The sequence below is a fragment of the Microtetraspora fusca genome (assembly GCF_001570365.1).
Taxonomy (GTDB): Bacteria; Actinomycetota; Actinomycetes; order Streptosporangiales; family Streptosporangiaceae; genus Microtetraspora; species Microtetraspora fusca.
Genome location: NZ_BBYK01000040.1, coordinates 241,991 through 265,895, shown reverse-complemented (window position 1 = coordinate 265,895; position 23,905 = coordinate 241,991). Strand labels below are relative to the sequence as shown.

General features: G+C 72.8%; 21 protein-coding genes. 8 read left to right on the top strand and 13 right to left on the bottom strand.

Annotation, left to right across the window (positions count from 1 at the left end; all coding sequences use genetic code 11):
* Positions 1-11: 11 nt before the first annotated feature.
* Together lpdA and AWQ68_RS06610 are read right to left on the bottom strand one after the other, a co-directional pair.
* Positions 12-1,391 (bottom strand): dihydrolipoyl dehydrogenase, encoded by a 1,380-nt coding sequence (gene lpdA, locus AWQ68_RS06615; protein ID WP_066936234.1) that lies wholly within the window; start codon positions 1,389-1,391, stop codon positions 12-14.
* 90 nt (positions 1,392-1,481) lie between these two features.
* Positions 1,482-3,011 carry a leucyl aminopeptidase gene (locus AWQ68_RS06610; protein ID WP_066936231.1) on the bottom strand — a complete coding sequence of 510 codons (1,530 nt, stop codon included), beginning with the start codon at positions 3,009-3,011 and terminating at the stop codon, positions 1,482-1,484.
* Positions 3,012-3,103: 92 nt separating this feature from the next.
* On the opposite strand from AWQ68_RS06610, the gene AWQ68_RS06605 reads away from it, so the two are divergent.
* The 3 genes from AWQ68_RS06605 to AWQ68_RS06595 are packed head-to-tail and all read left to right on the top strand — an operon-like array spanning position 3,104 to position 5,409.
* On the top strand, positions 3,104-3,451 hold the full coding sequence (locus AWQ68_RS06605) for a GntR family transcriptional regulator (RefSeq protein ID WP_066936229.1): 348 nt from the start codon (positions 3,104-3,106) through the stop codon (positions 3,449-3,451).
* The gene (locus tag AWQ68_RS06600; protein ID WP_084463702.1) at positions 3,448-4,443 is read left to right on the top strand and encodes a DUF1648 domain-containing protein; all 996 of its coding nucleotides are present in this window, start codon (positions 3,448-3,450) and stop codon (positions 4,441-4,443) included. Before AWQ68_RS06605 ends, AWQ68_RS06600 begins: the two co-directional genes overlap by 4 nt.
* 12 nt (positions 4,444-4,455) lie before the next feature.
* A complete protein-coding gene (locus tag AWQ68_RS06595) occupies positions 4,456-5,409 on the top strand; it encodes a CPBP family intramembrane glutamic endopeptidase (RefSeq protein WP_066936226.1) in 954 nt (317 codons plus the stop codon).
* A 41-nt stretch (positions 5,410-5,450) separates the two neighbouring features.
* On the opposite strand, the gene AWQ68_RS06590 is transcribed toward AWQ68_RS06595, so the two are convergent.
* Both AWQ68_RS06590 and AWQ68_RS06585 read right to left on the bottom strand, forming a co-directional pair.
* Entirely contained in the window at positions 5,451-6,413 is a 963-nt protein-coding gene (locus tag AWQ68_RS06590; protein ID WP_066936223.1) for an adenosylcobinamide-GDP ribazoletransferase, read from the bottom strand.
* Between the two features lie 140 nt (positions 6,414-6,553).
* Entirely contained in the window at positions 6,554-7,834 is a 1,281-nt protein-coding gene (locus tag AWQ68_RS06585) for a bifunctional adenosylcobinamide kinase/adenosylcobinamide-phosphate guanylyltransferase (protein ID WP_084463701.1), read from the bottom strand.
* A 280-nt stretch (positions 7,835-8,114) separates the two neighbouring features.
* On the opposite strand from AWQ68_RS06585, the gene AWQ68_RS06580 reads away from it, so the two are divergent.
* From AWQ68_RS06580 to AWQ68_RS06575, 3 genes are all read left to right on the top strand, one after another.
* On the top strand, positions 8,115-8,321 hold the full coding sequence (locus AWQ68_RS06580) for a hypothetical protein (protein ID WP_066936221.1): 207 nt from the start codon (positions 8,115-8,117) through the stop codon (positions 8,319-8,321).
* Between the two features lie 414 nt (positions 8,322-8,735).
* Entirely contained in the window at positions 8,736-8,864 is a 129-nt protein-coding gene (locus AWQ68_RS45630) for a hypothetical protein (protein WP_281217595.1), read from the top strand.
* A 156-nt stretch (positions 8,865-9,020) separates the two neighbouring features.
* Positions 9,021-10,097 (top strand): TauD/TfdA family dioxygenase, encoded by a 1,077-nt coding sequence (locus tag AWQ68_RS06575; RefSeq protein WP_066936218.1) that lies wholly within the window; start codon positions 9,021-9,023, stop codon positions 10,095-10,097.
* 120 nt (positions 10,098-10,217) lie between these two features.
* Here the strand turns inward: AWQ68_RS06575 and AWQ68_RS06570 are convergent, their stop codons facing one another.
* The 9 genes from AWQ68_RS06570 to AWQ68_RS06530 form a co-directional block, all read right to left on the bottom strand.
* The gene (locus AWQ68_RS06570; protein ID WP_245655774.1) at positions 10,218-10,637 is read right to left on the bottom strand and encodes a nuclear transport factor 2 family protein; all 420 of its coding nucleotides are present in this window, start codon (positions 10,635-10,637) and stop codon (positions 10,218-10,220) included.
* Positions 10,619-11,071, bottom strand: coding sequence for a VOC family protein (locus AWQ68_RS06565; RefSeq protein WP_066936216.1), 453 nt, complete (start codon positions 11,069-11,071; stop codon positions 10,619-10,621). Before AWQ68_RS06565 ends, AWQ68_RS06570 begins: the two co-directional genes overlap by 19 nt.
* A gap of 52 nt (positions 11,072-11,123) precedes the next feature.
* Entirely contained in the window at positions 11,124-12,038 is a 915-nt protein-coding gene (locus tag AWQ68_RS06560; protein ID WP_066936213.1) for an ABC transporter permease, read from the bottom strand.
* Entirely contained in the window at positions 12,035-13,213 is a 1,179-nt protein-coding gene (locus AWQ68_RS06555; protein ID WP_218006780.1) for an ABC transporter permease, read from the bottom strand. Before AWQ68_RS06555 ends, AWQ68_RS06560 begins: the two co-directional genes overlap by 4 nt.
* Positions 13,210-14,877 (bottom strand): ABC transporter ATP-binding protein, encoded by a 1,668-nt coding sequence (locus tag AWQ68_RS06550; protein ID WP_066936210.1) that lies wholly within the window; start codon positions 14,875-14,877, stop codon positions 13,210-13,212. Before AWQ68_RS06550 ends, AWQ68_RS06555 begins: the two co-directional genes overlap by 4 nt.
* Before the next feature lies 1 nt (position 14,878).
* Positions 14,879-15,976, bottom strand: coding sequence for a BMP family ABC transporter substrate-binding protein (locus tag AWQ68_RS06545; RefSeq protein WP_066936206.1), 1,098 nt, complete (start codon positions 15,974-15,976; stop codon positions 14,879-14,881).
* A 115-nt stretch (positions 15,977-16,091) separates the two neighbouring features.
* The gene (locus AWQ68_RS06540) at positions 16,092-17,516 is read right to left on the bottom strand and encodes an amidohydrolase family protein (RefSeq protein ID WP_066936203.1); all 1,425 of its coding nucleotides are present in this window, start codon (positions 17,514-17,516) and stop codon (positions 16,092-16,094) included.
* On the bottom strand, positions 17,513-18,541 hold the full coding sequence (locus AWQ68_RS06535; RefSeq protein ID WP_066936200.1) for a zinc-binding dehydrogenase: 1,029 nt from the start codon (positions 18,539-18,541) through the stop codon (positions 17,513-17,515). The genes AWQ68_RS06540 and AWQ68_RS06535 overlap by 4 nt, the downstream gene beginning before the upstream one ends.
* 220 nt (positions 18,542-18,761) lie before the next feature.
* On the bottom strand, positions 18,762-20,243 hold the full coding sequence (locus AWQ68_RS06530) for an aldehyde dehydrogenase family protein (RefSeq protein WP_066936198.1): 1,482 nt from the start codon (positions 20,241-20,243) through the stop codon (positions 18,762-18,764).
* A 77-nt stretch (positions 20,244-20,320) separates the two neighbouring features.
* On the opposite strand from AWQ68_RS06530, the gene AWQ68_RS06525 reads away from it, so the two are divergent.
* Positions 20,321-21,403 (top strand): NAD(P)-dependent alcohol dehydrogenase, encoded by a 1,083-nt coding sequence (locus AWQ68_RS06525; RefSeq protein WP_066936195.1) that lies wholly within the window; start codon positions 20,321-20,323, stop codon positions 21,401-21,403.
* A gap of 168 nt (positions 21,404-21,571) precedes the next feature.
* Positions 21,572-23,785, top strand: coding sequence for a cytochrome P450/oxidoreductase (locus AWQ68_RS06520; protein WP_157544973.1), 2,214 nt, complete (start codon positions 21,572-21,574; stop codon positions 23,783-23,785).
* Positions 23,786-23,905 lie beyond the last annotated feature (120 nt).

The following is a 23,905-nucleotide window of genomic DNA, read 5'->3' as shown; positions in this document are numbered from 1 at the left end:
CTGTGAGGGCCTTAGTTGTGTACGTGAAGCGGCTTGCCCGCCAGGGCCAGCATCGCCTCACCGAGGGCCTCGGACTGGGTCGGGTGCGGGTGGATCAGCTGGGCGACGTCACCCGGCGTGGCCTCCCAGTTGTAGATCAGCTGGGCCTCGGCGACGAGCTCGCCGACGCGGCTGCCCACCATGTGCACGCCCAGGACCCGGCCGTCGCGCTCGGCGACGACCTTGACCTCGCCCTGGGTCTGCAGGATCTTGCTCTTGCCGTTTCCGGCGAGGTTGTAGCTCAGCTCCACCACGTCGTGGCCGCGCTCGCGCGCCACCGCGGTGCTGATGCCCACCGACGCCACCTCGGGCTCGGAGTAGGTGATGCGCGGCACGCCGTCGTAGTCGATCGCGACCGGGTTCAGCCCGGCGATGTGCTCCGCGACGAGGATGCCCTCGGCGAAACCGACGTGCGCGAGCTGGAGGGTCGGGATCAGGTCGCCCACCGCGTACACGCCGGGGACGCCGGTCTGGCAGTACTCGTCGACCTTGACGTAGCCGCGGTCGACGGTGACGCCCGCCTCCTCGAAGCCGAGCCCGGCGGAGACCGGGCCGCGCCCCACGGCGACGAGCATCAGCTCGGCGTCGAGGGTCTTGCCGTTCTCCAGGGTGACGACGACACCGGTGTCGGTGGTCTTGACGCTCTCGAACCGGACGCCCAGCTCGTACTTGATGCCGCGGCGGCGGAAGGCGCGCTCAAGGAGCTTGGAGTTCGACTCGTCCTCGAGGGGCAGGAGGTGGGGGAGCGCCTCGACGATGGTGACCTCGGCGCCGAACGACCGCCACACGCTGGCGAACTCGACGCCGATCACGCCGCCGCCCAGGATGACCACGGAGCTGGGGACGCGGTCGAGGACCAGGGCGTGGTCGCTGGAGATGACCTTGTCGCCGTCGATCTCCAGGCCGGGCAGCGACTTGGGCACGGAACCGGTGGCCAGGACGACGTTGCGGCCCTCGATGACCTGGTCGCCCACCACGACGCGGCCGGGACCGGCCAGCCGGCCCTCGCCCTCGACAACGGTGATCTTCTTGCTCTTGATGAGGCCGGCGAGCCCCTTGTAGAGCCCGCTGATCACCTTGTCCTTGTACGCGTGCACCCCAGGGACGTCGATGCCGTCGAGCCGCGCGCGGACGCCGAACGCCTCGCTCTCACGGGTCTGGTCCGCCAGCTCGGCCGCGTGCAGAAGGGCCTTGGTGGGGATGCAGCCGCGGTGCAGGCAGGTGCCGCCGACCTTGTCCTTCTCGATGAGGACGACGTTCATGCCGAGCTCGGCCGCCCGCAGGGCGCAGGCGTATCCGCCGCTGCCGCCGCCTAGGACGACGATGTCATAGGGGCCGCTGCCATCTGCCACAGGAATGCTCCTCGTTGGATTGCCACAGTTGATTGCCACGCCGCCGGGTGGACCGACAGCATCTTTTCACTTGTCCGTGTAGTTCGTGGGTCAGTCGGCGGCGCGCAGGGCGTAGCGCTCGGCCAGGGCGACCAGCGTGCGGGTGATCGCGCCGGTCCCGCCCTTCGGCGTGTAGCCGTACGGCTCCGCCTTGTTGAAGGCGGGGCCGGCCATGTCGATGTGCGCCCAGCGGACGCCGTCCGGGACGAACTCGCGCAGGAAGATGCCCGCCGCGAGCATTCCGCCCCACCGGTCGGGGTTGAGGTTGGCGATGTCGGCGACGGGCGAGTCGAGGCCCTTGCGCAGCTCGGCGGGGAGCGGCATGCCCCACGCGGCCTCGCCCTGACCGACGGCGACCTCGACGACCTCGTCGCGGAGCGCGTCGTCGTTCGTCATCACGCCGCTGGTGCGCCATCCGAGCGCGACGATCTGCGCGCCGGTGAGGGTGGCGACGTCGACGATCAGCTCGGGGTTGTCCTGTCCGGCGCGGGCGATGCCGTCGACCAGCACCAGCCGGCCCTCGGCGTCGGTGTTGAGCACCTCGACGGTCTTGCCGCTGAAGGTGTGCAGCACGTCGGAGGGGCGCATCGCGGTGCCGGACGGCATGTTCTCGGCGAGGCACAGGTAGCCGACGGCGTTGATCGGGAGGCCGAGCCTGGCGATGGTGATCAGCGCGCCCAGGACGGCGCCCGCGCCGCCCATGTCGGACTTCATCCAGTCCATCGAGTTGGCGGGCTTGAGCGACAGGCCACCGGAGTCGAAGGTGATGCCCTTGCCCACGAAGGCGACGGTGCGCGAGGCGTCCGGGTGCGTGTGGGCGAGACGGACCAGCCGGGGCGGGTTGACCGAGCCCTGGCCGACGCCGGTGATGCCGCCGTATCCGCCCTCCTTGAGCGCGGTCTCGTCGAGCACCTCGACGGTCAGGCCCGCCTTGGTGGCGACGTCCTCGGCGATGTCGGCGAACTTGGCCGGCCACAGGTCCGACGGCGGCATGTTGACGAGGTCGCGCACCAGGGCGACCGCGTCGGCGACGGTGGACGCCCGCTCGACGGCGGCGTCCGCGCCCTCGGCGCGGGACAGCACGGAGACGTCGGCCACCGGGTCCTTGCGCTCGCCCGTGCGATAGCGGCTGAAGTCGTAGGCGCCGAGCAGCGCGCCGAGCGCGACGGCTTCCGCCTGCTCGGCGGTTGAGGCGGGGAGGGCGAAGACGGCGGAGGCCGTGCCGGCGAGGGCGCGGGCGGCGGCGCCGGCCGCGCGCCGGAGCGACTCCAGGTCGTATCCGTCTTCGGGGCGGTCGCCGAGGCCGACGGCGAGGACGAGCGGCGCGGGAACGGCGCCGAGGCTGGGGATCTTGGCGATCTCCTCGGGTTTTCCGGTGAATCCGACCGCGCCGAGCGCCGTGGCGAGGGTCGCTCCCAGGGTCGTGTCGAAGTCGTCGGCGCCTGCGGCGACCTGTGGGCCGTCGGGCGAGGCATGGAAGCCGACTACGAGAGCACCGGTCTCGATGGAGACCGTGTCAGATGCGAGAACGCGCACTGTGGTCACGTGAGCCGATGCTAGCTCTGCTTTGAGCGTACGCATAAACGAGGGTTCGTCCTACCAATCATGTGACTGAATGGTGCTGATGACGACAGCACCATTCGCTGCGAAGTGGTGCTAATGTCGCTATCACCATGTTGCTGAAGCTCGATCTCAACGATCCGCGGCCGCTCCACGAGCAGGTCGCCGACGCCATCCGGCGGGCGATCGTCCAGGGCGACGTCGCGCCGGGGGACCGGCTGCCCCCGGCGCGCGATCTCGCCGACGCCCTGGGCGTCAACGCCAACACGGTTCTGCGGTCGCTGCGCGACCTGAGGGACGAGGGACTGCTGGAGTTCCGCCGCGGCCGGGGCGTCTCGGTCCTGCGCCGGCCCGACCCCCGCGAGGCGCTCAGGTCCCTGGCGCGCGACCTGCTCGACGAGGCCGGCCGGTACGGCTACGGCCCCCACGACGTCATCGAACTGATCAAGGAAGTGTCATGAACGACTCGTCCGCACGGGACGCGGTCTTCCGCAGCCGATTCCTCCTGGCGACCGGTGCGTGGGCCGTTCTCGTCGCCGCCGTGTTGGTCGCCGTGCCGCTCGGGTTCGAGAGCCGCCTGCCCGACCCGCTGGCCGCGCACTGGGGGCCGTCCGGAGAGCCCGACGGTTCGATGCCGTTCGCCGTGTTCGTCCTCACCGCCCTGCTGTGGGTCCTCGTCGCGGGCGCGGGCCTGGGCGCGACGGCGGCCGGACGCGTCGCGATGAGGCGGGCGGCGCGCCGGGGGCTCACCGCCGCACTCGGCTGGAGCGGCGTACTCCTGATCGGCCTGCAGGCCACCACCGTCGCAGCCAACCTGGACCGGCGGCGCTGGGAGGACGCGGCGTCGCTCGGCTGGCAGGCGGTCGTCGTGATCTTCGCGGCGTTCGCGGCCGGCGGGCTCGGCTGGCTCGCGGGCCGTCCAGGTCCCGACGAGCGGCCGGTCGCCGCCGGACCCGCTCCGGAGAGCCTCGTGCTCAACCAGGGGGAGCGGCCCGTGTGGGTCTCCGCCGCGGCCTCCCCGGTGGGCACGGGCGTGGCCCTCGCGCTGCTCGCCGCCGCCGTGTCGCTCGCCGTCTGCGCGCTCGTCGGCCTCCCGCCCCAGCTGTGGATCGGGGCGGCGCTGCTCGCGCTCGTCGGGCTGAGCGGTCTCTGGCTCACCTCGATCAGGGTGAAGGTGAGCCCCGAAGCCTTCACCGTGTCGTACGGCCCGCTGCGCTGGCCGACCAGGTCGGTGCCGATCGGCGGGCTCGACCGCGCCTGGACGGAGGAGCGCCACCCGGCCGACGTGGGCGGCTGGGGATACCGGGGGCTGCCCGGCCGGACCACGATCATGATCCGCGGTGGGGAGTGCCTCGTCGTCCGCTACACCTCCGGCGGAGAGCTCGGGATCAGCGTCGACGACGCCGCCCGGGGCGCCGCACTGATCAACGCCCTCGTCGCCGGGAAGAACTGAGGAGTCCGTCCGATGCGCCGTGTCAACGATCTCGCCGTGTTTCTCGCCGTCGCCTTCGGAGGCGCGTGGCTGGTGGCGCTGCCGCTGTGGCTGGGCGGATCCGGCCTCGCCACGCCGAGCTTGATGCCCGTCGCGGCCGCGATGATGTTCACCCCCTCCCTCGGCGTGCTCGCCGTGTGGCTGATCTGCCGTCGCGGGACGCCGTTCCGCGAGTGGGCCGGCCGTACCGGCCTGGGCTTGGGGCCGGCCCGCGGCCGGACCTTCGGGGTCCTCGCCGCGACCTGGGTCGGGACGCCGCTGGTCGTGCTGGTCACACTGGCCGTGAGCGCCCTGGTCGGCGCGGTCCGCCTCGACCTCGACGGGCTCAGCCTCTTCCGGGCCCAGTTGGAGGCGGCCGGTGGGGCGGCGCCGCTTCCCCCGGAGACGCTGGCCGTGGCCCAGCTCGTCTCCGCGGTCGTCGTCGCGCCGCTGCTGAACGCGATCCCGTCGCTCGGCGAGGAGTGGGGGTGGCGCGGGTACCTCCTGCCGCGGCTCCTCGGCGGAGCCGCCCTCGACGCCGCGCCGCGGCCGACCCGGATCGTGTGGCGCGCGATGCTCGTCTCCGGCGTGATCTGGGGGCTCTGGCACGCGCCGCTGACGCTGCTCGGGTACAACTACCCGAATCTCGGGCCCTGGGCCGCGCTGATGTTCGTGGGCGCCTGCGTCCTGCTCGGCGCGATCTTCGGCTGGCTGCGCCTGCGCACCGGCAGCGTGTGGCCCGCGGTGGTGGGACACGGCGCCTTCAACGCCTCGGCCGGACTGATCCTGCTCGTCGGCGACGTCGCCTACCCGCCCAACCTCGCGCTCGCGGGCGCCACCGGTGTCGTCGGCTGGGTTGTCCTCGCCGTCGTCGTGGCCGTCCTGGGTTCGCCGTACCGGTCGCGTGGGCGTGCCTCGGCGGACGCCGCGTCGCCGGTCTCCGGCTGACCCGGCGCGTACGGCGGCTCGCGTGCGGCTGTCGTGGGGCCTCAAAGGAGGAGGGCGCAGAGCAGGAGCGTCGTGGTGGTCGCGCACTCGACCAGCGCGCCGAGCACGTCCCCGGTGATCCCGCCGAGCCTGCGCACCGCCCGCCGCCGCAGCAGCGCCGCGGCGCCGAGCCCGGCCAGCACGGCCAGCGGGAACGTCACCGCCGCCCACGAGATCGACGACCGGAACGGCGTCTCCACCACTCGTACCCCTACCAGGGGAGTGACCACGTGATAGGGGGCGACGTCGCCCCCGGAGGAGTACGAGGGCGGCATCCCGGCCGGTGCGTGCACCTGGCCGGCGACCGATCTCGGCGCGTCGGTGAGGTGAGGCAGGAGCGCCGAGCCGAGGGCGGGCAGGAGGACGGCCGCGCAGACGAGCACGGCGGCCGTCACGGCGAGGGCGGGACCGCGCCGCACGGTGCCCGCGACGAAGGCGCCCAGGCCTCCGGGGCGCGCCGCCGGGACCCCGTCCCGGCACGACCAGGTGATCGCGAGCCGCCCCGCCGCGCAGGCCGCGATCAGCGCGGGCGGTCCGAGGCCCTCCAGCCGGGTCAGCGCGGCCACCTGGGCGAGCAGCGTGAACACGAGCGTGACCACGCCGAACGGCCCGATGTCGGAACGCTTCATGATGTCCAGCGCCTGATCGGCGGGCTTGCCGCTGCCCAGGCCGTCGGCCAGGTCCGCGAGGCCGTCGAGATGCAGGCACCGGGTGAGCCAGGCGAGCGTTCCGACCGCCAGCACCGAGGCGAGCAGCGCCGAGCCGCTCAGCCAGGTCGCCGCGCCCGACACCGCGGCGGCGGTCGCCCCGAGGAGCAGCCCGGCGAACGGCGCGAGGACCATCCCGCGCCCGGCGATCCGGCGGTTCACCTCGATGGCGCGTACGGGGAAGACGGTCAGCGTTCCCAGCGCGAACAGCCACGCCTCCGCGGTCGAGGCGGTCTCTCGCTCTGGCGTTCCCGGCACAAACCGTGATCGTAGCCGCAGGCCGGAGCCCGAAATATCCCGCCCGGCCCCTCGGCGTGGGTCGCGAGGCTTTGGCCGTTCGAGCGTGTTCGGGAAGCCGAGCCGTTCGGCCGCCCGGTCTTCAGGACTCCGGGCGCGGCTCAGATCGGGAGGGAGAGCACGCGGCCGGCCACGACCAGGGCGACGTCCTCGGACTCGCGGGCGAGGCGCTGGTTCAGGCTGCCGAGCGTGTCCCGGAAGAGGCGGCCGCTCGCGGTGGCCGGGATCACGCCGAGCCCCACTTCGTCGCTCACGGCCACCACCCGGGCCGCCGTCGTCCGCCACGCCTCGACCAGTTCGTCGCACCGCAGGGCCACCCGGTCGAGCGGCGACGGCTCCGCCCCGGCCCGGCCCGTCTTCTGCTCGGCCTCATCCGGTACGGCACTCTGTGCGTGCGTGTCGTCCTGCCCGTACCCCGGCCAGGCGCCGCATTCGTCGAAGACGGCGGCGATCCAGGTGCCGAGACCGTCGATGAGCAGGGTCCCCGAGGACGTACGGAGCAACTCGGCGAGGTCGGTCGTCTCCACCGTGCCCCAGTGCGCCGGTCGGCGGTCGCGATGCGCCTTCACGCGCGCGAGCCAGGAGGGATCGTCGCCGCCGGAGGGACCTGTCGCGACATACGTGACGTGAGGCTCCGCGGCGAGGCGCAGCTCGGCCTCCTCGGACTTGCCGGAACGGGCGCCGCCGAGCAGCAGCGTGCGCCGCGGCGCCGTACGGGCGGGGAGCGGCCGGTCCCGCGTGTCCACCACGGTGCCGTCGGACACGGCCTCCGCTCCCCAGAACGCGAGCCTGCGGGCCAGCTCTCCCTCCGAGGGGACCCGATGGTCGAGACCGACGGCGACGACGCGGGTCCGAGGCGTCACCAGACCACGCCGGCGCAGGTCGCCGAGACGCTCGGGACGGTCGAGCGGGTCGATGAGCACGACGTCGTACGGCCTCGACGGCTCCTCCCGTCGCTCCGGGCCGCTCCGCTGATCTCTGTCCGGCCGTTCGTCTCCTTGCCGGTCCCCACGGGTCTCCGGCGGCAGGGAGGCGGTCGCGGTCAGGTGAAACCCGGCGTAGAGCAGCCGCCCCCCGTCGGGGCCGGTCACCGCGAGGCCGTCCGGGGTGTGCGCCACCAGGTAGCCCTCCGGCCACGACCGCGGGCCTCCGGTGGAGTGGTCGGCCCGGACGCCGTCTCCGGCGCGTTCGGGTCGCTCGGGTATCCGGTGGTGCCGCGCGTCATCCGGGTGCCCGGGGCCATCGGGCGCGAGCCGTATCCGGCCGTCGATGACGATCGACAGCCGCCGGCGTACGGTGGTCACCCGCCCGCAGGAGGCGCAACGGCAGCCGGGGGAGGGCCACCCCTCGGGTCCGGCTGTGCCCTCCAGAATGATCCGCATCCCGTCCCTCCTGCTGCCTGATCCCGTCCGGCCTGCCTGATCCCGTCCGGCGCCGGGCGGTTCCGTATGCGGCCCGGGTTGTCGGGACGCCATCTTTTCGTGGCGTGTGTTTCCGTCCGATGCCGGGCCTTCCGAGCGCGGAATTCGATCGCGGGCTCGGGGCGTACTGGAAAGATCGACGCTTTTGGCGGTTGTATGGTCGGCGGGACCTGCTCGGAGTCGCGGACCGTCGGATCGCGGCCGGGCGGGGGTCGGCCGCACCGGAAAGGGAGCGTGAGTCATGACGTGGCGATGGCGGTACGAGGACGCGAACGGCGGCGAAGTGACCGGTCGGGAGCTGCCGACGGAGATCTTCACCAGCCAGGCCGACGCCGAGTCCTGGATCGGGGAGAACTGGCGCGAGCTGCTGGACTCGGGTGTCGAGCAGGTGTCCCTGCTCGATGACGACCGTGTCGAGTACAGCGCGATGTCGCTGCGCGCGGATTGACGCGCCGGGCACATCCAACGTGCCGTCCACATCCACGCGCCGTGCACATCCACGCGCCGGGCACGTCGACGTGCGGGCGACCGGGACGGGCGGATCGACGGGGCCTGTGTCGAACGCCGACCGCGCCGCCCGCCCATCGCGGCGGTGATCGATCGACGACCTCGTCCGCCCGTCGCTGAGGTGATCGGTCGGGGCGGCCCTCGGTGACGTCCACCGGTGGGCCGACCGGCTGAGCGCCGCACGGTGGCGGCTTGCGCGGCGATCCACGGGCTGGGACCGGCGCCGGGGTCCACCCATGTCGGGACGACGGGGATGGCCGGAGATCTGTAACGGATGGCGAGACGATGTCTCTATTGACGGAACCATCTGTGCCGGTCTAGCGTGGCGGAAAGTCGACCACCGCAGGAGAGCGCCATGATCCACGTAGCCGTACCCGGCTTCGCGGCGACCCTGTCCGGCTGGGAGGACCCGATGCGAGTGAGCCCGCCGCGGAAGGGCATGCGCCCCGGCACCGCCGCGGGAGATCCGCAGACTCCTTTCTGAGCTCTCCATCGAAGGCGAGCGGCGCCGCATCGAGCGGTCCCGCGGCGTCGTTTGCCGTCCTCGCCTGTTCGGACCTTCGCATCCCGGCTGTAACGGCCCTTCCGAGCTGTCACCGCCTTCTGAGACGCGACCCCCAAGTACTCGGAGTGCATCATCATGACCACAGAAGTCTCCCTGTCCCCGATCACCGGTCCTTCCGCATGGCGCGGTGACGAGCTGGCCGGCTCCACCGAATGGATCTACGTTCTCAGCGACGCCGAGCGCGAGGAGCTGGAGGTGGTCGGCCGCAAGTTCGTCGCCGCCGACCCCGACCTGCGGACCGTGGTCGCCGCGGACTACCCGCTGGACGCGGCGCGCGGTCTGATCGACGAGTGCGCGCGGCAGATGGACGCCGGGCGCGGCTTCGTGCTGGTGCGCGGCCTGCGCACGGAGGAGTACGGCGACGCCGTCGCCGGCGCGATCTTCTTCGTGATGGGCCTGCACCTCGGCACGCCGATGGAGCAGAACCAGCTCGGCGACGTGCTCGACCACGTCATCGCCACGTCCAACAAGACGCTGGACGACCCCGGCGCCCTGCCGTCCCGGGTCCGCGACCGGCTGCCGTTCCACTCCGACAGCTCGGACGTCGTGGCGCTCATGTGCCTGCGCGCCGCGAAGGAGGGCGGCGCCAGCAGCCTGGTGAGCGGCACGGCGATCTACAACGAGATCCTGCGCCGGCGGCCCGACCTCGCCCCGCTGCTGTTCGAGCCCTGGCACTGGGACTGGCGGGGCCAGGACCCGGACGCGCCCGCCGACACCTACGTGTCCCCGATCTGCAGCTACGTGAACGGCATCTTCAGCACGTACGCGGGCAGCTCGATGATCTTCTCGGCGCAGAAGTACGACGGCGTGCCGCCGCTGACCGACGCCCAGATCGAGCTGCTGCACCTCTACGACGAGATCAGCCAGGAGCAGGGGCTCGCGCTCGACATGGACTTCCAGCCGGGTGACGTGCAGTGGCTGCTGAACTACGCCGCCCTGCACTCGCGCACCGAGTACGTCGACTGGCCGGAGCCCGAGCGCCGCCGCCACCTGCTCCGCCTGTGGCTCAAGCGCGACGTGGGCCGTCCGCTGGTGGAGGGCTTCGGCAAGAACGTCGTCAAGGCGCGCGACGCCGAGGAGAAGAAGCCGGTGGAGGGCGGCGCCTTCCGCATCGCCAAGGCGGTCGTCCCGAACCAGGAGTGGGGCAACTGACCTCGGCACGGCACACGGCCTGACATCTGAACACGACGATGCCCTGGGGACTCGGTCCCCAGGGCATCGTCCGTTCGTGACACCGTCACGGCATGGGCAGGGAAACGCGTGGTTTCGCGGTCACGGCGCCGGGTCGGCGAGCTGGCGCCGCACCTCGCCGCTGTCCCAGTAGTCCGTACGGTGCGTGATCAGGCCGTGCGCGCCGACCTGCAAGCGGAACACACCGCGCACCGCGACCGGCTTGCCCCCCGCGGAGAGCAGCCGGAACGACATGCGGTAGGCGAGCGCCGCGCGGCAGTCCTCCACGATCAGGTCCTCGACCGCGTAGTGCAGGTCGGCGAAGTCGGCCAGGAAACCGGTGAGGTTGGCCCGGTAGCCGTCCCGCCCGGTGACGCTCCGGCCGAGCGGGGAGGTGTGCTCGTTGACGAAGTCCGGGCTCACGCAGGCCGCGATCGCGTCGGCGTCGTGCGCGTTGAGCGCGTCGACGTACCGCGCGACCGCGGCCCGGGTGAGCTCGGCGCTCAGGAGGGGTTCGCCCACAGCTTGCGCACCGTGTCGAACACCTGCTGGTTGTGCGAGATCTCGATGACGTTGCCGTCCGGGTCCTTCAGGGCGCAGATGTAGCCGACCGGGTCGGGCATGTCCCGGGGCTCCCAGTGCAGGGAGCCCAGCTCGCGCGCCCGCTCGGCGATGGCGTCCACGTCACCGCGCTCGGGCACCTCGATGCCGATGTGCGCGAACGGCGTGAGCAGGCCGAGCTGCCCGCCCTTGTCCTTGTTGAACGAGACCAGCACCAGCACCATCGGCGTCTCGACCTGCCGGTCGTTGGACAGCCAGGCGCTCTCGCCGTCGGCGTCCCGGAAGCGCTCCACGACGACCAGCGGCGTCAGCGAGGTGTAGAAGTCGATGGCCTTGTCGAGGTCGCCGGTCGGCAGCGCGACGTGCGTCCAGCGTGCCTGGGTCAGACCGCTCATGGTTCTCCTCCGATTTCGAGTGATCAATCAAGGGGTGGACATGTGGATCGGGTCAGGTCGAGCCCCGTACGAAGGGCTGCCCGAGGGACTTCGGCTCGCGGTTCCTGGTCGTGAAGACCAGCATCGCGACCAGCGCCAGCAGGTACGGCGCGACCACCAGGAGCTGCGAGTTCATGGTCAGACCCAGCGCCGGCAGCGCCAGGCGCATGGCGTCGGCGAGCCCGAACAGCACGCAGCCGAGCAGCGTGCGGCCCAGCCGCCACGCGCCGAAGATCACCGCCGCGATGACGATGTACCCCCGTCCGGCCGTCATGTTCTGGTTGAACGAGCCGACCTCGCCCACCGCCAGGTAGGCGCCGCCGAGCCCGGCCAGCGCGCCGCACCACAGCAGCGCCTGGCGGCGGCGCAGGTTGACGCGGATGCCGGTGACGTCGGCCGCCTGCGGCTGCTCGCCGACGGCCCGCAGTTCGAGGCCCCACCTGCTGCGCTCCACCAGCCACCAGGTCAGCGGGACGATGAGGAGCAGCAGGTAGACCGGCCAGCGTTCGACGAACAGCGGGTGGCCGATCAGGGGGATGTCCCGCAGCCAGGGGACGCTCACCTGCGTCACCTGGTGGGAGTCGAAGGAGCTGATCGTGATCAGGTAGCTGGTCAGGCCGAGCACGAGGGCGTTGAGCACCAGGCCGACCACGAACGTGTTGACCTCCAGGCGGTGGGCCAGGTTGCCGTGCACGAACCCGATCAGCAGGCCGATCAGCACGCCCGCCACCAGGCCCGTGGTCGCGCTGCCGGTCGCCGAGGCGGTGGCCACCGAGCCGAAGGCCGCGCCGAGCATCATCGCCTCAAGGGAGATGTTCATCGTCCCGGCCCGCTCGGCCAGGTACTCGCCGCACGCGGCGAACGCCAGCGGCACGGTGAGCCTGATCCCGCTGGACAGGATCGTCGAGATGTCGTCCGCTGCGCTCACGCGATGGCCTCCTCTGCGGCGGGCGCGGCCTCCCGGCGGGCTCCCGCCGGACGGCCTCCGGAACGGCGCCGCCTGGCCAGGGCGACGACCACGGGCGGCGCGACGAAGGCGAGCACCAGCAGCGCCTTGACCACGTCGACCAGGAACGACGGCACCCCGGTCGCGGCGAGGAAGCCGCCTCCGGAGCGCAGTACGCCGAACAGCAGCGCGACCGGCATGGCCGCCAGCGGCCGGTTCCGCGCGACCAGGGCGACCAGCAGACCGTCCCAGCCGATGTTCATGGCCATGCCCGGCTGGAGCCGGTTGACGCCGACGGGGCTGGCCAGCAGCACCGCCCCGGCCAGGCCGGCCAGCGCGCCGGAGATCGCCAGAGCCAGGCCGCCCAGCGCGTTGACGCGTACGCCCGCGTGCTTGGCGGCGAGGGGGTTGCGGCCGAGCATCGTCAGCCTGAAGCCCCAGGGGGTGCGTGTGATGGCCACCGCGGCGAGCACGGCGGCGGCCACGGCGAGGATCAGGCCGCCGTTGATCTGCAGGCCGGGATACTCGCCGAACGAGCCCAGCAGGCCGGAGGGCGGCAGCGGGTTCGACTGCGGGGAGACCGGCGCGTTGCCGACCCGCGACTCCTGCAGCAGCCACGGCATGTTCACCGCGTACGCGACGACCTGCTGGGCGACGAACGTCATCAGCATGGTGCTGACGACGACGTTGACCCCGCGCAGCCGGTGCATCAGCGAGCTGAGACCGGCCCACGCGCCCGCCGCCAGCGCGGCGGCCAGCAGCATGATCACGAGCAGCGCGGGTCCGTTGATCGCGAGGCGCAGGCCGACCCAGGCGGCGGCGAGCGCGCCGATGAGCACCTGCCCCTCCTGGCCGATGTTGAACGACCCGGAGCGGGCGCTGACGCACGCGCCGACCGCGACGAGCAGCAGCGGCGCGGTGTAGAGCAGCGTCGAGGTCCACGCCGTCCAGTCGGCCATGCTGCCCTCGAAGAGGGCCTGGACGGACGCCGACGGCGAGCCGCCGGTGAGCGTGATGAGGGCCGAGGAGAGGGCCAGCGCGGCCACCACGGCGACCGCGGTGGCCGCCGGGGTCTGCCAGCCGGACGGGCGCGGGGTCAGCAGACCGAGCAGGCGGCGGCCGGTCCCCGACGGGGCGCCGGGCGAGGAGGCGGTCACGCGGCCACCCCTCCCACCAGCATGCCGAGCCGTTCGGCGGTGGCCTCGGCGGCGGGCAGGACGCCGGTGATCCGGCCCGAGCAGATGACCGCGATGCGGGACGCCAGAGCCATGACCTCCTCCAGTTCGGTGGATATCAGCAGCACCGCCACGCCTTCTGACGCCGCGTCCCGGAGCCGCTGGTACATGTCCTCGATCGCGCCGACGTCGAGCCCGTGGGTGGGCTGTGCGGCGACGAGCACGGAGGGCCCGGCCGACAGCTCGCGGGCGAGGACGACGCGCTGCTGGTTGCCCCCGGAGAGGCTCCGTACCGGGGCGTCCAGGGACGGGGCGACGATGTTGAACTCGGCCGCCAGGCGGCGGGCGACGGCGTGCATCTTCCTGCGGCTGACGAAGCCGCGCCCGCTGACGTCGCCGATGGACTTCATCACCAGGTTCTCGGCGACGCTCATGTCCAGGACGACGCCGGAGCTGTGCCGGTCCTCGGGGATGATGCCGAGCCCGGCCCGGTGCAGCGCCCCCGGGCGCTCCAGCTCCACCGGCCGCCCGGTCAGCTCGACCGTGCCGGAGGAGGGGAGGACGAGGCCGGAGAGCAGGTCGCCGAGCGTGGACTGGCCGTTGCCCTCGACGCCGTACAGGCCGACGATCTCGCCGGGGGCGACGTCCAGGCTCAGCTCGGACAGGACGGTCACGCCGTCGATCACGACCGTCAGGTCGCGCAGCCGCAGGGCCGGCGCGATCCCGGATCCGGCGCCGGCCGCGGGTTCCGCCGTGGTTTCCGCCGGAGTCACGGCTTCCGCTTCGGCTCCTGACGGGGATTCCGCCGTGGTTTGCGCCGGGGGGTCCCCGGACGGCGCGGCGCCGTCCACCGGGAGCATCCCGAGCGCCGCCCCCTCCGCGCGCAGCGACACGTCCCGGCCGACCATCCAGCGGGCCAGCTCCGGCGGCGTGGTGTCGCCGGTCGGGCTGTGGAAGACCACCTTCCCCTTGCGCAGCACCGTCACGCGGTCGGTGGCCGCGGTGATCTCCGCCAGCTTGTGGCTGATCAGGATCACCGCGCGGTTCTCGGCGCGTACGACGTGGCGCAGGACGGTGAACAGCTCCGCCGACTCCGCCTGGGTCAGCACCGAGGTGGGCTCGTCGAGGATGAGCACGGACGGGTCCCGGCGCAGGCACTTGATCAGCTCGACCCGCTGCCGCTCACCGGCGGAGAGCCGCTCGACGCGGGCCGTCGGGTCGATCGGCAGGCCGTACCTGCGGGACACCTCCTCCACCTGGCGGCACGCCGCGGCGCGGTCGATCCGCCCGGTGTCGCCGAGGATGACGTTCTCCCAGACGGTCAGCGCGTCGATCAGGCTGAAGTGCTGGTGCACCATGCCGATGCCCAGCGCCACGGCGTCCTGCGGATCGCGTACGGCCACGGGCGTGTCGCCGCGCATGATCGTCCCGGAGTCCCGCTGAACCAGCCCGAGGAGGATCTTCATCAGCGTCGACTTGCCCGCGCCGTTCTCTCCGAGCAGCCCGTGGATCTCGCCGTGGTTGACGTCGAGATCCACGTTGTCGGAGGCGACGACCGGGCCGTAGCGCTTGCTGACGCCCCGCAGCCGCAGAGCGGGTGTCGATGGCGGGGTCAGCTCCCTCGCCCGCTCGTCAACTGTCGTCATGTCAGGATCCGAGCCTCTTGACCTCGGCCGCCGGGTCGAACTTCTTGGCGCCGACGTCCGCCATGAACGCGTCGAGCTTCTTCTTGATCTCCGGCTTGTCGCCGCACAGCTTCACCGTCGGGTACGGGTCGACGCCGAGCTGCCAGACCTTCTTGACGCCCATCTGCAGCTTGCCCTCGGCGAAGCTCTCCAGCGCGGAGGCGAAGTAGTCGCCGGGGCTGAACATCACCGAGACGTCGAACTTCGGCTTGGTGGAGGCGCACTGGTCGGTGCCCGGCGTCAGGGTGTACACCCCGGCCGAGTTGGCCAGCTCGGTGGCGGCGTTCGTGGCGCCCCCGAGGTAGGGGTACACCACCTTGACGCCCTGGCTGATCTGCGCCTGCATCGCCTCCTTGGCCTTCGCCGAGTCGTTGAGGTCGCCGGTGAAGGTGGTCACCACGGTCGCGTCGGGCACCACCAGGCGGATGCCCGCGCGGTACGCCCGGACAGCGGACTGGGTGAAGTCCACCTCGGGGCCGGTGATGAACCCGGCCTTCTTGTCGCCGCGCTCCTCGAGCAGCAGCCCGGCGGCGTACCCGGCGGCCAGCAGGCTCTGGTTCGCGTCGTCCACCGAGAGCATGATCTTGGGGGTCTGCGGGATGTTGTCGGAGGACGGCACGTACCACGCGGTGTTGCCGCAGACCGGCTCCTCGGAGGCGGGGATCGCGTCCCGCAGCTCCGAGGCGCCCAGCGCGATCATGTCCACCTTCTGCTGGCAGAGCGCACGCGCGGCGTTGAGCGCGTCGCTGGTGTTGACGCTGCCACGCTTGATCAGCGTCCAGCCCTGGGACGTGGCGAACTTCTCCGCCGTGTCCACGAAGCTCTGGTAGTAGCCGCCGTCGTTGATGTCGCCGGGGCTGAGCACCCCGATGACGACCTTGCCGTCGCCGTTGACGTCCGGCTGGCCGGTCTGGGAGCCGCCGCCGGCCGTGCTGTCGCCGGCCGCGGCCGGAGCCTTGACCGCGGTCGCGTCGTTGCTCGCGCATCCGGTCAGGGCGATCGCGCCGAAACAGGCGATCATCGCACCGGCGGCAGTGCCCGCGCGGTAGTTTCCGGCCATAACGATCCTCTCGATCTTCTGGGGGCTCGATCTTCTGGAGTTCGCGGTGGGTTGTCGGGTGGTGGGTCCCGGCCGAAGCGGGGGACAGTGGGGATCCGCGGGCCGGGACGGGGGGTCAGGAGGGTCTTCGGGCGTACGAGTCGGCCGGGACCACCGGCCAGCGGTGCGGAACGTCGAGGCCGGCCCGGCGCAGCAGCGCGGCCGAGCGATCGGTGGCCTCCCGGCGCAGCGCGTCCGCGTCGAGCATGGTGAGCCGGCGGTCGCGTACGACGACCCTGCCGTCCACCAGCACGTCGCGGACCGTGTGGGTGGGTGCGCCCCACACCAGGTGCGTGGCCAGGTCGCCCCGGGGCGTCCAGGACAGGTCCCGGGTGTCCATGATCACCAGGTCGGCGGCCTTGCCCACCTCGACGGAGCCGACGAGCCCGCCGAGGCCGGCCGCCCGCGCGCCGTCGATGGTCGCCAGGGCGAAGACCTGGTCGGCGCGCAGGACGGGCGTCTCGTCCCGGTCGCGTTCGAGCGCCGCGAGCAGCCGCGCCGTGGCCAGCACGTCGGGCACGTCGCCCGCGTTGTGCGAGTCGCCGCCGAGGGCGACCCTGCCGCCCCGGCGGACCAGCTCGGCGTGCCGCCCGGCCCGGCCGTACCCCTGCCCGAGCCGCAGGTACGCCCCGGGACACGAGGCCACCGCCGTGCCCGACTCGACGACGGCGTCGATCTCCGCGTCGTCCAGCCAGACGGCGTGGCCGAGCAGCAGCCGGGGGCCGAGCACGCCGAGCCGCCGGAAGTGCAGCACGGGCGAGGTGCCCGCCCGCTCCGCGTACGCGCGGGTGTCGGCGGCGCTGGGGGAGATGTGCCAGGTCAGGCCCACGTCGAGCCGCTCGGCCAGCTCGGCGGCGCCGGTGAACAGCTCGTCACTGGCGAGGTCGTGCCCGACGAGGGTGACCCAGCCGGTGACGGTGCCGCCCTGGGACAGCGCGCGTACGGTCTCCTCCTGGAGGGCCAGGGTCTCGGCCGCGGGCAGGGAGTGGGCGACGCCCGGAACGTCCCAGCCCCACCGGCCGACCCGGGCGCGGATCCCGGCCGAGGCGAGACCGGCCGCCACCCGCAGCGGGTGGGCGACGGTGCCCGGATCGAGGAGCGTGGTGACGCCGCGCAGCAGCGACTCGGCCGCCGTCAGCGCCGCCGCCAGCTCGTCGTCGTCGCCGCTGACCTGGTCGTGCAGCGGAACGATCCAGTCGAAGATCGCCTCCTGGGAGGAGATGTCGTCCGGGATCATGCTCCGCACGAGGGGGTCGGCGGTGGTGTGCTGGTGCGCGTTGACCATGCCGGGGATCACCACGCACTCGCGGGCGTCCAGCTCCGGGCTGCCGGGGAAGCGGGCCCGCAGCTCGCCGGGAGCGCCGATCGCGGCGATCCGCCCGCCCGCGACGGCGATCGCGGCACCGGTGACCACCTCGCGTCCGGGCGCCATCGTGACCACGTCGCCGCCCACGACCAGCAGGTCCGCGGGCGCCGCGGGCGCGTCGGCCGGCGTCGTCATGGCCGCACCAGGACCCGGCCGACCAGCGCCCGGGAGTTGTCGAGGCCGAAGCTGGCGTGCAGGTCCTCCAGCCCGCACTCGGCGGCGGTGACGGTGCGCAGGCCGCCGGAGAAGTACGCCTGGAGCATGAGGCCGAAGTCGTTCGCGGTGTAGGCGCCCGAGCCGAGCAGCCGCAGGCCGCGGTGGTAGACGCTCGCCAGCGAGAGCGACACCTCGTCCCCGGTGGTGTTGCCGAACATCACCATCCGCCCGCCGACCCGCAGGCAGTCGAGCGAGCGCTGCCAGGTGGCGGCGCCCACGTGGTCGAGGACCACGTCCGCGCCGTGCCCGCCGGTGAAGTCGCGTACCGGCTCGGCGATCGGGGCGTCGCCGCGCAGCAGCAGGTCCGCTCCGAGCCCGGCGGCCACGGCGAGTTTCTCGTCGGTGCTGGCCACCGCGACGACGCGGGCTCCGGCCCGCTTGGCGAGCTGGATGGCGGCGATGCTGACCGAGCTGGCCGCCGCCTGGACGACCACGCAGTCGCCCGCGCCGACCTCGCCCACGCGGTACGTCGCCTGCCAGGCGGTGCTCCACGGGGTGGGCAGCGCGGCGGCCTCGTCGAGGGTGACGTGCTCGGGCACCGGGTGGGCCAGGTCGGCCGGGACGGCCACGAACTCGGCGTACCCTCCCGGCGTGTTGCCGCCGATGACCCGCAGCGCGGCGCAGTGTCCCCGATCCCCGGCGGCGCAGTAGGAGCAGGAGCCGCAGCCGACGGTGGGGTCGATCACCACCCGGTCGCCGACGGAGCGGGACGTGACGGCCGCGCCGGTCGCCACCACCCGCCCGGCGATGTCCATGCCGGCGATGTGCGGCAGGCTGAAGCCCGGGAGCATCCCCGGACCGCGCCGCTGCAGCAGGTCCAGGCGGTTGAGCGCGCAGGCGGCCACCTCGACCACCACGTCGCGCGGGCCGGGCTCGGGGTCCGGGACCCGCTGGACGGCCACCGCCTCGGGGCCTCCGAAGGCCGTCTGGACCAGTGCTCGCACGCTTACCCTCCGAGGTTCGCGAATGTTGATGCCATCTCGCATTGTGATTCGGTGGCTCGCAATGCGACGTACTCTGCTACCGCTCCGGTAGCGTGTCAATGCCTCCGCGGCATCTCGGGCCGCGCGTCATGCGCTTGTTATCCGGCGCCTCCCGGCCCGGATACACGCATGTCGGAGCGGGTCCGCGCGGATTACACAGTGACGCGGTCCCGGCCCCTCGTCAGCGGTCGAGCAGGCGGATCGCGACCCCCTTCTCCTGCGTGTACTCCCGCATGGCGCCGTGGCCGCCGCCCCGGCTGAAGCCGCTGTCCTTCTGCATGTTGAAGGGGAAGCCGATGACCCCGGCGTCGGCGAACTGGTTCACCGACACCTGGCCCGAGCGCACCTCGCCCGCCAGCCGCAGCGCGCGCGACACGTCGTTCGTCCAGACGCACGCCAGCAGGCCGAAGTCGGTGTCGTTCATCATCTCGACGGCCTGCGCGGTGCCCGAGAACGCCTGGACGGCGAGCACGGGGCCGAAGACCTCCTCCCGGTACAGCCGGGAGCCCGGATCGACGTCGTCGAAGACGGTGGGCTCGACGAACCAGCCGTCCGGCCGCCCTCCGGCCCGCTCTCCGGCCCACTCTCTGGCAGGGCCGCCGCCGGTCACCAGGCGGGCCCCCTCACGCGGCGCCTCCTCCAGGAACCCGAGCACACGGCGGTACTGCGCCTCGCTGATCAGCGGGCCCATGTCCAGTTCCGCGTCCCAGGGGCCGAGCCGTACGGCCCGCATGGCGGCGGCGATCCGCTCGACGACCTCGTCCTTGACGGACGCCTCGACCAGCAGCCGGGACCCGGCGTAGCAGTTCTGCCCGGCGTTCTCGGTGATGGAGCCGACGATCGCGGGGATCGCCACGTCCATGTCCGCGTCCGCGAAGAGCACGTTGGGCGACTTGCCGCCCAGCTCCAGCTTGACCGGCACCAGGTTCTCCGCGGCGGCGCGCATGATGGCGCGGCCGGTGGCGGTCGAGCCGACGAAGCTGATGTGGTTCACGCCGGGGTGCGAGGTGAGCGCGGCCCCGGCCTCGGCCCCCTCGCCGGTCAGGACGTTCAGCACGCCCGGGGGGAACCCGGCTCGCCGGGCCAGCTCGGCCAGGGCGAGCGGCGCGAGCGGCGCCACCTCGGACGGCTTGAGCACCACGGTGTTGCCCGCCGCCAGCGCCGGCGCCACGTTGGCCGCCGTGAGCACGGAGGGAACGTTCCACGGGATCACCACGGCGCACACGCCGTACGGCTCCTGCACGGTGTAACCGAGGTAGCCGGGGGAGCGGGTGGGCAGGGTGACCCCGGTGAGCTTGTCGGCCGCGCCGGCGAAGTAGTCGACGATGCCCTGCGCGATGTAGACGTTCATCCGGCCGCCGGACAGCGGCTTGCCGACGTCGCGGGCCTCGTGGGCGGCCAGTTCCTCGACGTGCCGCCCGATGAGCTCGGCCCAGCGGCGCAGCAGCGCGCCGCGCTCGGACGGCGAGGTGGCGGCCCAGCCGGGGAACGCCCGGCGGGCGGCGGCCACGGCGTCGTCGACGTCCGCGCGTCCGGCGCGGGCCACCGCCTGGATCGTCTGTCCGGTCGCGGGATCCGTGACGGGAAGCTCGCCCTTGTCGCGGGCGGGTGCCCACTCGCCGTCGATCAGCTGCTGGGCGGGAGGGATCAGGAGTTCGGCCATGCAGGGAATCCTTGACCCCCAATATTCTGCATGTCAAGATGCCATCTCGTTTTATGAAAACGCTCAGAGGAGGCTCCGTGCGCATCACCGCAGCGGTTCTGGAGACGGCGGGGGGCCCGTTCACCCTTCGTGACGTGGATCTCGGCGAGCCCCGCCCCGACGAGGTGCTCGTACGGCTCAGCGGCACCGGCGTCTGCGGCACCGACCTGGAATTCGCCACCTTCTTCCCCACCCCGGCCGTACTCGGCCACGAGGGGGCGGGCGTGGTCGAGCGGGTGGGCGCGCAGGTCACCTCCGTGGCCCCGGGAGACCACGTGGCGATGAGCTTCACCTCCTGCGGGCGCTGCCCGACCTGCCGGACCGGCTCGCCCGCGTACTGTCACGCCTTCGACGCGGTCAACTTCAGCGGCCGGCGCCCCGACGGCTCCTCCGCGCTGTCCCTCGACGGCGCCGAGATCAACGGGCACTTCCTCGGCCAGTCGTCCTTCGCGACGCACGCCGTGGTGCCGGAGCGCGCGGTCGTCCCCGTCGGCGACGCGGTCGACCTGACCGTCGCCGGCCCGTTCGGCTGCGGCTTCCAGACGGGGGCGGGCGGCGTGTTCAACGTGCTGCGCCCCGAGGCGGGCTCGTCCATCGCGGTCTTCGGCGCGGGCGCGGTCGGCGTCGCCGCGATCATCGCGGCCGCCGTGAGCGGCTGCGGCGTCGTCGCCGCGGTCGACGTGAACGCGGCCAAGCTGGAGGCGGCCCGCTCCTACGGCGCGACGCACGCCGTGAACTCGGCCGCGACGAATGCCGCCGCCGCGCTCCGCGAGATCGCGCCGCACGGCTTCGACCACGTCATCGACACCACCGGACGGCAGGACGTCCTGCGCACGGCGGTCGAGGCGCTCGGGCCGCTCGGCCGGTGCGGCGTGATCGGCGTCGGACCGAGCCCCGAGATGAGCTTCGACTGGCGCAGCGTGCTCAACGGCCGGACCATCACCGGGATCATCGCCGGGAGCAGCGTCCCGCAGGTCTTCCTGCCGAAGCTGCTCGACCTGCACGCCGCGGGCCGCTTCCCGGTGGACCGGATGATGACGGCGTTCCCCTTCGAGAAGATCAACGAGGCCGTCGCCGCCGTACGGGCGGGCGAGGTCGCCAAGGCCGTCCTGACGTTCTGACGTCCCGGCCGCCCCTCCCGGAGTCCGGACGGCACTCACGAGCCGTTGTCGCGTCAATCGAGACATTGTCTCGCGTTGTGAGCGCCGTTAGACTCTCGGGACCGCAGACACCCAGTGGCGCGGCTGGGAAACACCGCGCGTCGTCCATGTATGTGGGGCCTGTGCATCATGACCCGACAGGTTGACTTCGACCACCACTCCGCCCTCTGCACGGAGGATCCGGTCGCCTACTACGCGTCCTTCCGTGAAGCGTGCCCGGTCGGCCGTACGGCGGCCCACGGCGGCTACGTCTTCACGACCCGCTACGCCGACGTGGTCCGCGTGGCCCGCGACGACGGGGCCTTCTCCTCCTCGCGGGCCGCCGCCGGCCCGGACCGCGTCGCGATCGTGATCCCGAGCGGGCCCGGCCTCGAGCAGTACCCGATCGAGCTGGACCCGCCGGATTCCACGCGGTACCGCGACCTCATCAACCCGCTGCTCACCCCCGACGCCGTCGAGCGGCTCCGGCCGATGATCGCCCGGCACGCGACCCGGATCGTGGACGAGTTCGTCGAGCTGGGCTCGGCCGACTTCGTCCGCGACCTGACCAACCCGCTGCCCGCCGCGGTCACCCTCGACTGGCTCGGCTTCCCCGAGGAGGACTGGGCCCCGCTGGCCGGTCCCATCCACGACATCTTCGCCGCGCCCGCCGACAGCGAGCGGGCCCGCCGCGGCGCCGAGGGCCTCGCCCACATGGAGCGCCGCATCCGCGAGCTGGTACGGCTCCGCCGCGAGGAGCCGGCCGACGACGGAGTGAGCCGCCTCGTCACGCAACGCCGCCCGGACGGAGAGCCGTTCGGCGAGGACGAGCTCGTCTCCGTGATCGGCCTCCTCATCGCCGGAGGCGTGGACACCACCACGTCGCTGACCGGTTCCGTCCTCGTGCACCTGAGCCGGAACCCCGACCAGCGCCGCCGGCTCATCGAGTCGCCCGACCTGCTGGAGACGGCCACCGAGGAGTTCCTCCGCGCGTTCGCGCCCTCCCAGTCGATGGCGCGTACGGCCCTGGCCGACACCGAGATCGGCGGCTGCCCGGTGCGCGCGGGCGAGCGGGTGCTGATCCCGTGGGTGGCGGCCAACCACGACCCGGCCGTCTTTTCCGACCCGGAGGAGATCCGGCTGGACCGGGACGCCACCCGCCACCTCAGCTTCGGCATCGGCACGCACCGCTGCGCCGGCGCGCACCTGGCCCGCGCCATGTTCCGGGAGATGATCACCCAGGTCCTCACCCGGTTGCCCGACTTCACGGTCCTGGAGGAGGGCCTGGTCGCCTATCCCACCCGGGGCAACCAGTCCGGCTGGGACGCCATCCCCGCCGTCTTCACGCCCGGCGCCCGCCTGGGCACGCCGGCCTCCGGGGTCGCTCCGGCGGCCTTCCAGCAGGCGACGCCGTTCGACGTCGTCGTCACGGCGGCGGAGACCGTCGCCGACGGAGTGCTGTCGCTGACGCTGGCCGCGCCGGACGGCGCGGAGCTGCCCGCGTGGGCGCCCGGCGCGCACCTGGAGTTCCGCCTTCCCTCGGGCCGCATCCGGCAGTACTCCCTCTGCGGCGACCCGGACGACCGCGCCACCTACCGCGTGGCCGTCCTCCGGGAGGACGCCGGGCGCGGCGGCTCGGCCGAGCTGCACGACCTGGCCGGGGAGGGCGTGACCCTCACGGTGAAGGGGCCGCGCAACCACTTCCCGCTCGTGCCCGCCGAGGACTACCTGTTCCTCGCCGGGGGCATCGGCGTCACCCCGATCCTCGCCATGGTCCGGGCCATCGCCCGCGACGGGGCCGCCCTGCGCGCCGTCTACGGCGGCAGGTCCCGCTCGTCCATGGCGTTCCGGGACGAGCTGGTGGAGCACGCGGGAGAGCGGGTCACGCTGCTGCCGCAGGACGAGTGCGGGCTGCCCGACCTCGACGCGATCCTCTCCTCGGCCGGGCCGGGCACCGCGATCTACTGCTGCGGTCCCGCCGGGATGATCGAGGCGGTCGAGCGCGACTGCGCCCGCCGCGGCCTCGCCGACCGGCTGCACATCGAGCGGTTCGCAGCCGGCGACGACCTGGAGGCGGCGTTCGATCCGGCCGACAACATCGCGTTCGACGTCCATCTCGCGCGCTCCGGCCACACGGTGCGGGTCAGGGAGGACCAGCGCCTCATTGAGGCGGTGCGCGAGGCCGTTCCCGGCCTCTCCTACGACTGCGAGAAGGGGTACTGCGGGGCCTGCGAGACGCGGGTCCTCGCCGGGACCCCGGAGCACCGGGACTCGCTGCTCACGCCCGAGGAGCGGGAGTCCGGCCGGACCATGATGATCTGCGTCGGCCGCGCGACGTCGCCGAAGCTCGTGCTGGATCTGTGACGACCGGAGATCAGACGATCTCTCCGGGCCGGCGGCCCGCCGTCGTGTAGCCGCAGAGCTTCTCCCCGCCGAAGTACGGGGAGAAGCTCGGCTCGATCCGGTTTGTCACCGTCGGTGTCG